This is a genomic window from Vibrio splendidus (assembly GCF_024347615.1).
Classification (GTDB): Bacteria; Pseudomonadota; Gammaproteobacteria; order Enterobacterales; family Vibrionaceae; genus Vibrio; species Vibrio splendidus.
In genome coordinates this window covers 589,082-601,763 of record NZ_AP025509.1, presented here as the reverse complement: position 1 = coordinate 601,763, position 12,682 = coordinate 589,082, and the positions used below count along the sequence as shown (strand labels likewise).

The window sequence follows — 12,682 nt, the reverse complement described above, 5'->3', positions numbered from 1 at the left end:
AGAGAGCTTTCAGTGTATATGCTGAAAGCTCTTTTTAGTTTTAGGGACAAAGAACAGCTAGTAAGTTGTTATTTAAAGGATTATTTGCAAGTGGTTTGACCTCTTAGTTCGAGACGGTCGTCATTTCTTCAAATGAAGCGCTCAAATTCCATCCAAATCGTTATAAGTAATAACTTTTCCTGTTCTTTGAACAAAACGCTTGAAGTATTAGTTGTCGTTAGATACAAACGAATAAGTCATTCGTGCCAATAGTCAAGGAATAGCTATGCAAATTGGTGTACCAAGAGAAACACTCGCAGGTGAAACGCGAGTCGCTGCTTCGCCGAAATCGGTAGAACAGCTTCTAAAATTAGGGTTTGAAGTTTGTGTTGAATCACAAGCAGGTGCGTTAGCAAGTTTTGAAGATGCAGCTTATGAACAAGCTGGAGCAAAAGTTGTTACCGCAGATGAAGCTTGGAAATCCGATATTATCTTTAAAGTTAACGCTCCGATCGTTGACGAGTCTAAAAACGAAATCGATCTACTTAAAGATGGCGCAACATTGGTCAGCTTTATTTGGCCTGCTCAAAATCCAGAATTGATGGAACAATTGTCTACTCGTAGCATCAACGTGATGGCGATGGATTCAGTTCCACGAATTTCGAGAGCTCAGGCGCTAGATGCATTGAGTTCTATGGCAAACATCGCCGGTTATCGTGCCGTTGTTGAAGCGGCACATGAGTTTGGTCGATTCTTCACGGGTCAAATTACGGCGGCAGGTAAAGTTCCACCAGCGAAAGTATTGGTTGCTGGTGCGGGTGTTGCTGGCCTAGCGGCTATTGGTGCTGCAGGTAGTTTGGGTGCGATCGTTCGTTCATTCGATGTTCGTCCTGAAGTAAAAGAGCAAGTCGAATCTATGGGCGCTGAATTCTTGGAAGTCGATTTCAAGGAAGATACCAGCGCGGGTGATGGCTACGCAAAAGAGATGTCTGAAGCATTCAACAAGAAAGCGGAAGAGCTTTATGCGGCTCAAGCAAAAGACGTCGATATCATTATTACAACGGCGCTGATCCCAGGTCGCCCGGCACCTAAGCTGATTACCAAAGAGATGGTAGACAGCATGAGTGCAGGTAGCGTCATTGTGGATCTTGCCGCTGCGAATGGCGGTAACTGTGAATACACGGTTGCAGATAAAGTGATCACAACCGCTAATGGCGTGAAAGTGGTAGGTTACACCGATATGGTTGGTCGACTGCCGACTCAATCATCTCAGCTATACGCGACTAACTTAGTTAACCTGCTGAAACTGCTTTGCAAAGAGAAAGATGGCAACATCAATATCGACTTTGAAGATGTCGTCTTACGTGGCGTAACGGTGGTTAAAGAGGGCGAAGTGACTTGGCCAGCTCCACCAATTCAAGTTTCTGCTCAACCACAACAACAAGCTAAGCCTAAAGCGGTGAGACCTGAACCAAAAGTTCAAGAACCTGTCTCTCCAATTAAAAAAGCGGCGGGGATGGCAGTTGCTGTTGGTGCTTTCGCTTGGATAGCTTCGGTTGCTCCTGCTGCGTTCTTATCTCACTTTACCGTTTTTGTTCTCGCTTGTGTGGTGGGTTATTACGTAGTTTGGAATGTAAGCCATTCACTGCATACACCTCTGATGTCCGTAACTAACGCGATTTCAGGGATCATTGTAGTAGGCGCACTGTTACAGATAGGACAAGGAAGTGGCGTCGTCACATTTTTATCATTTATTGCCGTATTAATTGCAAGTATCAATATCTTTGGTGGCTTTACCGTGACCAAACGTATGCTTGAAATGTTCCGTAAAGACTAAGGAGTAACAGATGTCTGAAGGATTAGTACAAGCAGCTTATATTGTTGCTGCTGTATTCTTTATAATGAGCCTGGCCGGGTTATCGAAACAGGAATCTGCACGTGCAGGTAACTATTACGGTATCACGGGTATGGCAATCGCGTTGATCGCGACGATCTTTGGCCCTCATTCTGCAGGAATTGTGTGGATCATCATTGCTATGGTGATCGGTGGTGGTATTGGTATCCACTTCGCGAAGAAAGTAGAAATGACCGAAATGCCAGAGCTGGTGGCAATTCTGCATAGCTTCGTAGGTATGGCGGCGGTACTTGTTGGTTACAACAGCTACATTGATGCACCAGAAGCGGCAACGCATGCAGAGCACGTTATCCACTTAGTGGAAGTGTTCCTAGGCGTGTTTATTGGTGCGGTAACCTTCACCGGTTCTATTGTCGCATTTGGTAAGCTTCGCGGCGTTATCTCTTCGTCGGCACTGAACATCCCTCATAAGCACAAGTGGAACCTAGCGGCTATCGTTGCTTCTACATTGCTCATGATCATGTTCGTTAAAGCTGACGGCAGCATGTTCGCATTAATGGTGATGACTCTTATCGCATTCGCATTCGGTTACCACCTAGTGGCATCGATTGGCGGCGCAGATATGCCAGTGGTTGTTTCTATGCTGAACTCGTACTCCGGTTGGGCAGCAGCGGCAGCAGGTTTCATGCTTGCGAACGATCTGCTTATCGTAACGGGTGCGTTGGTAGGTTCATCAGGTGCGATTCTGTCTTACATCATGTGTAAGGCGATGAACCGTTCGTTCATTAGTGTTATCGCTGGTGGATTCGGCCAAGACGTGGTTGTATCTGATGGCGATGAAGAGCAGGGTGAACACCGCGAAACATCAGCTGAAGATGTGGCAGACATGTTGAAAAACTCAAAGTCAGTCATCATCACTCCAGGGTACGGAATGGCAGTAGCTCAAGCTCAATACCCAGTGCATGAAATCACTGACAAGCTAAGAGCGCAGGGCATCACAGTTCGATTTGGTATCCACCCGGTTGCTGGTAGGTTACCGGGTCACATGAATGTACTACTTGCTGAAGCAAAAGTGCCTTACGATATCGTTCTTGAAATGGACGAAATCAACGATGACTTCGATGAGACAGATACTGTATTGGTTATTGGTGCAAATGACACCGTGAACCCTGCAGCACTTGAAGATCCAAACAGCCCAATTGCTGGTATGCCAGTACTTGAAGTTTGGAATGCTCAGAATGTTATCGTATTCAAACGTTCGATGAACACAGGTTACGCCGGTGTGCAAAACCCACTGTTCTTCAAAGAGAATACGCAGATGCTGTTTGGTGATGCTAAAAAGAGCTGTCTAAGCATCTTAGAGCATCTATAGAGATCACCTCTAAGCAATCTGTAATAACTCGATAAGGAGCTCATTTGAGCTCCTTTTTTTGATCCTCAGAACGTGTCTTAACTCAAACCGACAACAAATGGGGTAAAGAAACCAAAGCAAAATCCATTCGAATGATGGCTGGATTCATCAAGCATCTTGCGAGTACGCCTGTGCAACACAATCCTAATATGATGGAACTTATCGCTATATCTCACCATTCCCACTGTTTTTCATGCGGTTAAAAATTTATCTTTGATAGCGAATGGTATATATTTGTTTGATCTATATGAATTTGCGTTGGTTTGTGATCATCAAAAGAACATTTACTCTTCTTATCGCTACGTTATCTGTGTCTGCAAACGCGCTTGCTGACTCTTTACCTGAGCGTATCGATAATTTCACCAAACTCTTTGATCATGAAACCGCAATCGAATCTTATGATATTCGATTGTTGCAGGCTGATTATCCAACACGTTTGATCATGCCGTCTTCTATGCTGCCACAAACCGCAGAGTACCCATTAAAAGACATACAGCGCTTATACCAGTTATCAAAAACCTGTAGCGGGAAATTACCGTTAAGCCCGTTGATCACCGAGCCTTTGGTCTTTACTCGTGCAATGTGTAAAGGAACCAAGCTTTCTGACCGTTGGTTTAGCCGTAGTGGCTTGATTCACCCAGGTGGTGGTTCCTATGCGGCGCGATACGTAGAGAAGTACCCTGACAAGTTCGACTCTTTGAAACGCTTTATGCATATTCAAGAGCGTCCAAACACTGAACATGATGAACTGTTATCTCGTTTACAAAACATGGACAGTGAGGCCATCACGGCACTGTTAGCCGGTGCTAGCATGTTTGTCGAGCTTGACGAAATGTGGGTAAAACGCGGCGACAGATATTACCTGTACAAAGAATCAGACTGGAATGAAAACGCGACACTTTCTGGATTATCGTTCAGTTTATCTTCAGAAGGCAAAAGCTGTTTTGTTCAGCGCGGTAATGTATGTTGGGAAATAGAAGATCATTCAGAGCTTCTGCAAGTCGCCATGTTTATCTTGGTGCTCGCCAACATCATGCTTGTTTTGGGGTGGGCAGTTTACCGTTGGAACAGTAAGAAACAAGAGATGAAGAGCCGCATGCTGGTGCTTCAAATCCTAACGCACGAATTAAGAACGCCGATTGCAAGTTTGTCATTGACGGTTGAAGGGTTCAGACGCGAGTTCGAACACTTACCAGAATCAGTATATGATGAGTTTCGTAGGCTGTGTGAAGATACACGCCGTTTAAGACAGTTGGCAGAAGCAAGTAAAGACTATTTGCAATCAGACAACCAACCGCTCGCAACAGAGTGGGTACCAAGCGTTGAAGAGTGGCTTCAATACAAAGTTGAAGAAGAATTTGCACCGGGTATTGAACTCCGTGTAAACAAAGACATTGCTGCAAAAATAAACGTATATTGGTTAGGAACGTGCATCGACAACCTGATCAGAAACGCCGTGAAATACGGTGTCGCACCAGTGATACTAGAACTGAATACTTCTGACAAGAAGCTGACATTCAAAGTTATAGATAATGGAGACTTGTCCCGCAAAGATTGGGGGCAACTAAGAAAGCCATTCGTAAGTAAGAGTGGACTCGGTTTAGGTCTGACGATAGTGGAATCTATGGTCGGAAAAATGGGCGGTCACATGACGCTTATCGGCCCCCCAACAACATTTATTTTGGAGATACCTTGTGAAACAGACATTGCTTCTCGTTGAAGATGATAAAAATTTAGCTGACGGTTTATTAGTTAGCCTTGAGCAAGCTGGATATGAATGTTTGCATGCAGAACTGATCTCTGAAGTTGAAGGCTACTGGGAACAAGCGGACCTAGTGATTCTAGACCGTCAACTTCCTGATGGTGACTCAGTAGATTCACTTCCAGGTTGGAAGAAAAAGAAAGACATCCCAGTTATTTTGCTAACGGCTCTCGTCACAGTAAAAGACAAAGTTGCGGGCCTAGACTCAGGTGCAAACGACTATCTAACTAAGCCTTTCGCTGAAGCTGAATTGTTTGCTCGAATTCGCGCGCAGTTACGCCTGCCTGATGCTGAAGATCAAGACGCATCAAAAGTGATGGCTCAAAATCTGGTTATCGATAAAGCGACACGTGAAGTGTTTTTCAATGAACTGGAAGTCACGTTAACGCGTACTGAGTTCGACCTACTGCTATTTTTGGCAAGCAACCTTGGCCGTGTTTTCACACGTGATGAGCTGCTTGACCATGTATGGGGTTACAACCATTTCCCAACAACACGTACGGTAGACACGCACGTTCTGCAACTAAGACAGAAACTGCCGGGTCTCGAAATCGAAACGCTGCGTGGCGTTGGTTACAAGATGAAAGCGTAATGAAAAAAGCCTTCCTTCCACTATTAATGTTGTCTTGCGTGGTGAATACCGCGCAAGCTGCAGATTGGTTTAAGAGTAGCGATACTCTAACTCAAGTTCATAAACACCTGTTGGATAATGACTTACCTCAGATGTTTGATTCACTAGTGGAAGTTTGGCAAATCAACTCTTCTCAATCACGAGAAGACCACCTCAATGAGCTGTTCGATCAAGCATTGAACAAAGATTGTGGTAAAACCCTCACCAGAAAAACACTCCCAGATTGGATCAGTTCAGTCGTCGTTAAAAGACACATCATTCAAAGCCCTGGCCGAGATACTTTTCGCGTATCGATTGATGTTGAATCCGAAAACAACATTCAAGATATCACCTTCGAGAAATGGGTCGATAAGATTGTTTCATCGGACAGTGAGCTAACCAAAGACAGTGAAGTGGTAAACAACGCATCGGTGAGCCTATACCGCAAGCGTTACAATTTAGCATCTCAACTTGAGTCAGGCCTGTATCGTTTAAGTGTGAAAGGCGATGGCGGTAATTCATGGAGTACTTGGATTATTCTTGGTGACGTTGCTTTTCGACAGCAAGTTCGTTGGGCATCAAAAGACACGTGGCGCATCGATAAAAAAGAACTGCTGAACCCTTATTGTCCGCTTCCTAAGCTCGAAATTGGTTTGTACGATTACGTCGATGAACACTATGAGCAGGTGTGGGGCAAGAGCTATGAATCTGATTATCCAATGAACCTAACTGGCGAAGAACTTCCAAATGATCGCTACGTTTTGGCGGTTTCAATGGTGCATTCACGCTGGCAAGGTGACATAGCGATAGAACAAGCACAAACTATCAGTAAAACTTATGATATTTCTAGCGAAGAAGAGTTAAAGTAATTTAGAATTGAGCCGTTAACTATGTAAGGGATCTAACAAAGATAAACGGCATGAAAAATACGACTAAACTACTCGCAGCATCAATTGCATTCGCCAGTCTTCCTCTTTCAGCAGCAAACTACGCCATTGAAGCGCGTGGTGATGCGATGGGTGGTGTTGGTGTTGTTTCAGCAAACTTCCTAACCGCTCCATTCTATAACCCAGCACTTGTTGCCATTTATCGTCGTAACGATGATATGGGAATGATCACGCCAAGTTTTGGTGGTAGCTATAACGACCCCAACGACATGAAATCGAACATCGATAGTGTTGTTGATGCATCAAACACCGCAGAACTCGATGCGGCGCTGAACAAATTGGATGGCAACCAAGCCAATGTTGAACTGGGTGGTGTAGTCGCCTTTGCTCTTCCTAATCAGTTTATCGCGGCAAACCTTTTCGCAAAAGCCTACACAGAATCATTTGCAACACCTAACGTTTACACAACAGGTTCGGATGCAGATAAAGTGGAACTGTCTACCGTTGAAGCGGTTTCAATCGGTGTCGCAGAAGTCGGCCTTTCTTTAGCAAAATACCAAACCTTTATGGGTCAACACATCTCATTTGGTATCACACCTAAAATCCAACGTATTTACACGTACAACTATGTTGCATCGGTTGATGATTACGACTTATCTGATGTAAGAGAAAACAGTGACGGCGAAACGGCATTTAACATGGATGCAGGTGCGCTTTGGTTCTTCGGCCCATTCCGAGTGGGTGTTGCAGCAACTAACTTAATCTCTCGAGACATCGAAACCAAAGATACGACGAGAACGCTAAACAGCAGCACAAGTACTGCGACACACCAAGTTGGTGGTAAATACACTTATCAACTTGAACCGGTATACACAGTGGGTGCCGGCATCGTATCGGATTACTTTTCTTTCAGTGTTGATTACGACCTAAACGAGACTGAGAAGTTTACTTCGTTTGCTGATAACGAACAGATGATTAGTGTTGGTACCGAAGTCGATCTTCTGCGTCAGCTTAAGTTAAGGGGAGGGTACTACAAGAACCTAGCTTACTCTGATTCGGAAGGAACAGTCACAGCCGGTATTGGTATCTCGCCACTCAACTTGTTCCAGTTAGATCTAAGTGCGAACTACACAAACGAAAATGCAATGGGTGCTTCAATCAATTTCCTTGCTAGTTACTAACAGTCCTTATATAGTTCTGCTCCTAAATAAAGGAGCAGAGCATGCTAAACGACTTACCAACCCTTTCTCACGAAGAACAACAGAAAGCTGTTGAACGAATTCAAGAAATGATGACTCAGGGCATCAGCACAGGACAAGCGATTAAAATTGTTGCTGAGCAAATTCGTGAAGAAATGAGTAATAAAGAAGAGTAGGGCATCAGCCCTTCTTTTTTAGCCCTTAGTGCACTATAACTAAATATATTACCCTCTAGTATATTATCTCGTACATCCCAACTCTTTAGTTACCCTAAATCCCGATCTACCAAAAACCATTAAATACCATATATTCAGCAAGTTATGTCGGAGTAATTCACTTTTCAGGCTTTCCTTGGCTTTGGGGTGTAATTAAATTACAGCAAGATCTGAAAGTAAAACAATTGCCATTTTAGGTGTCAGCATTTATGTCACCACGCCTAAGTGGTTAAATATATGGTGTTTTTTAAGGCTAGTGACGTTGTGACTTCTATTTTTAGCGGATACGAGTACATGAATGTTCAGAAGCAGACAAATGAGGATTTCATCTAAGAACAGTGCGAGATAAGTGACGACGGTAATGTTGAAAACCGATACCGCGAGTGACTGACCACCGGTTAGAGCGCGCTTTACTAGCCAAATATGTAGACTTTTAAAACAAGTGGTTAGGACGCTTAGAGGCGTACGCAAGAGCGGTTTATAGAGCGACTCAGGAACGATACGTATCAACCTGAGAATGATATTGATGGCGTTATTACAGATGGTGTTGTAGCAAACGGTGTTATAGCAGATGGCGAGAGCGCGCTTATAGGCATACGAATCGATTTAAGTTCTGACGAGACAGCAAAGCTTATGGGCCTGTTTGGTCAGCACTTAAGAATCTAACGGGTGCTTAATTGGAGAGTAGATATCGACAGGGCATTAATGGCGTGTGATTGAGTATTAGCAGAGAGTTGAATATGTAGCTGCAGTCCAGTCTAGCGAGCCTTAATAAAACGTAACGACTTGGTTTCGTCCGTTGTCTTTCGCTTGGTAGAGCGCTTTGTCTGCACGTTTGATGGCCGTACGTATCGATTCATGCTCCTTAAGCTGCGTTACTCCAGTCGAAGCCGTTACTTTAAGCGCTTTAGGCCAAGGGCTTTGGTCCATTGCTAGGTAAAAATTATCGATAGATTCGTTACACTGTAGCGCAGTTTGTTCCAGGCAAACTAAAAGGAACTCCTCACCACCCCAGCGATAAAGTAAATACTGCTCACCAAGGCTCTCGTTCGCAATTGCGACAAACTGAATAAGTACTTTGTCACCCACTTCATGGCCATGTTGATCGTTGATCTGCTTAAAATGGTCTAAATCAAACAACGCGATGTGAATCGTTTTTCCTTGTTGCGCTAGCCATTCGAAATCATAGAAGGTATCTAACGCTTCGGTTCGGTTTCTACATCCGGTCAACGGATCGGTTGTTGCCTTTACCTTGAGCTCTTCAATTTCTTCGGTCAAATTGCGTTGTTGCTCTGCTGCACGCGTTCTGCTTCGCTGTGCGATGTGTAACGCACAACCTACATAACAGATGGCATAGGTCACCCATAATCCAATTAAGAGTTCACCTAACAAAGCTTTGCTGATGATTTTACCGTGGAAAACAATGCTGGAGATCTTAAGTGAATGATGTCCATCAAGCGTGCTGGCTCCAAGCCCGAGCTCAACAGACACCGCGTTTGTGATGTCTACCGCGCTACTAGTAATAGGTTGGTTGTAATGATCAATCCACCAAAAAGGAACGTTGAAGTAGTTTAAGTCGATGTGGTTTTTATCTGGTAGCGAGAAGTCTAAGCGATTGAACTTGTTCGACATAGCATCACCTTTCACGCTGTAATTCTTGTTGTAATTACGAATGTAGAAGCGAAACCTTGGGTCTTCTTGGCCTTGGTAATCCATATTAATGGTGACCGAATCGAACGTAGAGAGATCGAGCCCTTTACCTTGTGTCGATATAACGAACTCAATTTCGCAGAAGGGTAAGCTATAGGTCCGTTCAAAGTCACACTGTAACTCAATTCCATCTTCTGACTTATGTAATGAGCCTACGGTGCCACCATCGTGGTCTCTGTCTGTGTTAACGCGTGTAGGGTATTTGTCGGGTGTAATAACGTAGCTCTTATTCATGCGCGTATTAAAAGAGATCAACGACACTAGCGTGATTGCTAGGCAAAAAATCGAAAGGAATATGTTGAGTTTTCGGAATGCTTTGTCGCTCATGATACTGACCCGTACACGTGATTCGAATGTAATGCGCAATGCCTTAGAGTTGGCGCAATCGAAGATTCTATTTGAGTATCGCCTTAGGTGGAAAATCGGTATACCTAAAACTAACGCAGAGCTGAGGTTATACAGGATAGAGATTCATTTAACCAAATGGAAGTTTAAAATCTGAACGCAGAGCCTTGATTCTGAATGTTATTTGCTCAATAAGTACTGTTTTTACGGGGGTAATAATTTAACTGTATATTTATACAGTTAAATTTAAAGTCGCTCGGTTTGTTGTAATCAGAGTAGTGTGTGCGAGTTTTATGGCTTGCTGTGATAACGAGTCATGAGGCCACTGTTACTGTTCATCAATTAAAGTGGAGCGCAGTTATGTTGCAGTGTCACTTTATAAAACTCAATTTTATCGAAAACTTTGTTGTCTATGAGAGCGTCCGTACCTCTCATCTTGTCTTTCATTGCCAATTACGCGCCATATGTAGAACAAGGCTTCAATGCACTGCAGAACATCACCAATCCTTATTGGTTTGTCGTAGGTTCCGTTGTTGTCGATACACTAGGCATGCGCGTGATGGTGCGATACCTATTTGAATACTACGCATCACGATGGAAAACGAAGTGATGGCGTACCTCAATGCGTTAATCATCGCTCTTATTACAGGTGGAGTCTCAAGCCTTGGCACGATTACGGCTCTGAAAACCGACATCAGTTGGATAAAACGAGCGCAACAAGACCAAGAGCAACGGACACGAAAATTGGAAGATCCCAATGAAAGGACATAAGTGCAAAGGCCGCCGACCAAACGGCCAACTTAAGAAAGGTTATACGCTCAAAAACGGGCGCGTAGTGAGAGCGAACACTACATGAAAACGCTACAAGAAACGCTGATAATTCACACCAATCAAAAGAGCCGCTTTCGTAGAAAAGTGGCTCTTTTTACATATCTTCTATAAGTAACTGAGTTATAAGCATCTAGTTTTATAGCTAATGATTTAAATCACTGTTATAAATAGGGTTATTGGTTATAATTCGTATCCATTATGATAGGTCTCTTATGTCAGGCATTTTCGGAGCAGGTAGCGAGTTTTGTCTTGGCAAGGGTTAGTTTGAGTTGCTCGATTTAGTGTTGCGTTAAAGTGAGGAGTATGTATGACCGTTTTTTTTACAGTTTTATCTGGTGTCTTAGTCTTTGTGATGGGACAACTTGTATTAAAGCTGCTTATTGAACCTATACAAGAATTAAGGAAGCTTGTATCGAAAATCGCTTACGATCTTATTAAATTAGCTAATGTTTTAGCCAACCCTACAAATCCTGAGAAAGAGAACTTTACTGAAGCGCGTATGGTTATGAGAGAGCACTCATCAAATTTGCATGCCCATTTTTATTTAGTCCCTTTTTATAATATTTCTTGTCGATTATTTGGCCTGCCAACAGAACGAGAAGTTTTAAATGCTACAAAAGAACTTATTCGTTTATCTAATAGTCGTGGTGGTATTTTAGCTAACCAAGCCATTTTAAACAGTTACTCAATCCAAAAAATTAAAGTTTCTTTGGGTATTGCTGTACCGAAAAGTGAATGGCTTGAACCAGAGAAAGAAAAAAATTTTATAAAAGTTCAGTAGAATACGTTTAACATAATGCTTAGACAACCAGAGGAAAATATGAACATTCCAGGTGAAAAGTTAATAATTAAAATGTGGGACTCTTTAGTCGATAAGGGGATCGGCGGTATGCTCCAACCTTGGCAAGAGCGTAGAGTTGGCGAAAGTAGGTTAGAACTAAGGCAGCAAGAAATACTGAAAATAGCTGAAACAGAGAGGATAGCTGATCGAATTAGGAAGGGACAAGTCCAGTTCGAAAGTCCTCTATTAGAAAGCTTTTCTGAAAATAGGCAAGGGGAAATCGAGCCGACGCTAGGGGCAGACAACGTTATTCTTCGAACTATCGAAAAAGATCTTAGTGAGAATATTCGCAAAGAAGTAAACGTTGCTAAGTCTATTTTGATTGCAGAAGAGCTACTAACAAATGAAGCAGATCATGTAAGCGAGGAAAATGTCGAAGATGACTGGTTGTTCAATTGGCAAGAGTATGCTGGCCGTGTGTCTTCAGAAGACTTACAACAGCTTTGGGGTAAAATTCTTGCAGGTGAAATTAGGAAGCCGGGATCTTATTCCTATAGGACATTAGACTTCCTAAAGACTTTATCGAAATCTGATGCTGAAACTATCGCGAATGCGGCATAGTTTGTAGTAGATGGTGTTATTTTTAGAGAGCATGATGAGATTTTATTAAAATCAGGGATTAGTTTTGAAGTTTTGATGTATTTACAAGAGCTAGGAATGTTATCTGGAGTTGAAGCTGTGGGGTTAAACTCAGAATGGAAAAGCTTAGAACAATCCAAATACGTTAAAGCTTTCGTTTCATATAATCATTGTATGATTTTAGAGCATCAAGATCCTTTGAAATTGGCAAATAAGTCTATTTATCTAGTTACAACAATAGGTAAAGAAGTGTTGAGCTTAGCACAATTTGGAGCGAACAAAGAGTATTTAAAAGCGGCTGGAACTAAATTCGCGAGGCAAGGTTTTAAAGTGAAAATTGCCGATTGGATTCAGGAGTCAAATAGTTCAGGTCGATTTTACAATGCTGAAGACATTGTTGTTTAATCTGTTATGAAGAGTGACTCGAAACGCACAGTGTTTAGGCTCGGTGTTAGGGT

General features: G+C 42.9%; 10 protein-coding genes and 2 pseudogenes. 11 read left to right on the top strand and 1 reads right to left on the bottom strand.

What is annotated here, in order from left to right:
- Positions 1-265 precede the first annotated feature (265 nt).
- The 7 genes from pntA to OCU90_RS19945 all read left to right on the top strand — a co-directional run bounded on the left by pntA (position 266) and on the right by OCU90_RS19945 (position 7,879).
- Positions 266-1,816, top strand: a complete 1,551-nt coding sequence (pntA, locus tag OCU90_RS19975) for a Re/Si-specific NAD(P)(+) transhydrogenase subunit alpha (protein ID WP_061022868.1) — start codon at positions 266-268, stop codon at positions 1,814-1,816.
- A gap of 10 nt (positions 1,817-1,826) precedes the next feature.
- Positions 1,827-3,206, top strand: coding sequence for a Re/Si-specific NAD(P)(+) transhydrogenase subunit beta (gene pntB, locus OCU90_RS19970; RefSeq protein ID WP_061022870.1), 1,380 nt, complete (start codon positions 1,827-1,829; stop codon positions 3,204-3,206).
- 286 nt (positions 3,207-3,492) lie between these two features.
- On the top strand, positions 3,493-4,965 hold the full coding sequence (gene vxrA, locus OCU90_RS19965; RefSeq protein ID WP_017081079.1) for a sensor histidine kinase VxrA: 1,473 nt from the start codon (positions 3,493-3,495) through the stop codon (positions 4,963-4,965).
- Positions 4,940-5,599, top strand: coding sequence for a response regulator transcription factor VxrB (gene vxrB, locus OCU90_RS19960; RefSeq protein ID WP_009845363.1), 660 nt, complete (start codon positions 4,940-4,942; stop codon positions 5,597-5,599). The genes vxrA and vxrB overlap by 26 nt, the downstream gene beginning before the upstream one ends.
- Positions 5,599-6,486: a DUF2861 family protein gene (locus OCU90_RS19955; RefSeq protein ID WP_061022872.1), complete on the top strand. Its 888-nt coding sequence runs from the start codon at positions 5,599-5,601 to the stop codon at positions 6,484-6,486. Before vxrB ends, OCU90_RS19955 begins: the two co-directional genes overlap by 1 nt.
- 50 nt (positions 6,487-6,536) lie before the next feature.
- Positions 6,537-7,685 (top strand): conjugal transfer protein TraF, encoded by a 1,149-nt coding sequence (locus tag OCU90_RS19950; RefSeq protein ID WP_061022875.1) that lies wholly within the window; start codon positions 6,537-6,539, stop codon positions 7,683-7,685.
- Between the two features lie 41 nt (positions 7,686-7,726).
- Positions 7,727-7,879 (top strand): YoaH family protein, encoded by a 153-nt coding sequence (locus OCU90_RS19945; RefSeq protein WP_017073513.1) that lies wholly within the window; start codon positions 7,727-7,729, stop codon positions 7,877-7,879.
- Between the two features lie 807 nt (positions 7,880-8,686).
- Here OCU90_RS19945 and OCU90_RS19940 read toward each other — a convergent pair.
- Positions 8,687-9,994 (bottom strand): GGDEF domain-containing protein, encoded by a 1,308-nt coding sequence (locus OCU90_RS19940; protein ID WP_061022877.1) that lies wholly within the window; start codon positions 9,992-9,994, stop codon positions 8,687-8,689.
- 403 nt (positions 9,995-10,397) lie between these two features.
- On the opposite strand from OCU90_RS19940, the pseudogene OCU90_RS19935 reads away from it, so the two are divergent.
- From OCU90_RS19935 to OCU90_RS26190, 4 genes and pseudogenes are all read left to right on the top strand, one after another.
- Positions 10,398-10,583: pseudogene (locus OCU90_RS19935) on the top strand (hypothetical protein); the annotation flags it as partial.
- The gene (locus OCU90_RS19930; protein ID WP_155647277.1) at positions 10,580-10,744 is read left to right on the top strand and encodes a hypothetical protein; all 165 of its coding nucleotides are present in this window, start codon (positions 10,580-10,582) and stop codon (positions 10,742-10,744) included. The pseudogene OCU90_RS19935 and the gene OCU90_RS19930, both read left to right, overlap by 4 nt.
- A gap of 367 nt (positions 10,745-11,111) precedes the next feature.
- Positions 11,112-11,585, top strand: a complete 474-nt coding sequence (locus tag OCU90_RS19925) for a hypothetical protein (protein WP_061022881.1) — start codon at positions 11,112-11,114, stop codon at positions 11,583-11,585.
- 15 nt (positions 11,586-11,600) lie between these two features.
- Positions 11,601-12,629, top strand: a pseudogene (locus OCU90_RS26190) (DUF2806 domain-containing protein).
- Positions 12,630-12,682 lie beyond the last annotated feature (53 nt).

Bases quoted from the DNA above. Each gene is read 5' to 3' on its own strand.
- pntA (WP_061022868.1), top strand. From the start codon at position 266: ATGCAAATTGGTGTACCAAGAGAAACACTCGCAGGTGAAACGCGAGTC.
- pntB (WP_061022870.1), top strand. From the start codon at position 1,827: ATGTCTGAAGGATTAGTACAAGCAGCTTATATTGTTGCTGCTGTATTC.
- vxrA (WP_017081079.1), top strand. From the start codon at position 3,493: ATGAATTTGCGTTGGTTTGTGATCATCAAAAGAACATTTACTCTTCTT.
- OCU90_RS19955 (WP_061022872.1), top strand. From the start codon at position 5,599: ATGAAAAAAGCCTTCCTTCCACTATTAATGTTGTCTTGCGTGGTGAAT.
- OCU90_RS19950 (WP_061022875.1), top strand. From the start codon at position 6,537: ATGAAAAATACGACTAAACTACTCGCAGCATCAATTGCATTCGCCAGT.
- OCU90_RS19945 (WP_017073513.1), top strand. From the start codon at position 7,727: ATGCTAAACGACTTACCAACCCTTTCTCACGAAGAACAACAGAAAGCT.
- OCU90_RS19925 (WP_061022881.1), top strand. From the start codon at position 11,112: ATGACCGTTTTTTTTACAGTTTTATCTGGTGTCTTAGTCTTTGTGATG.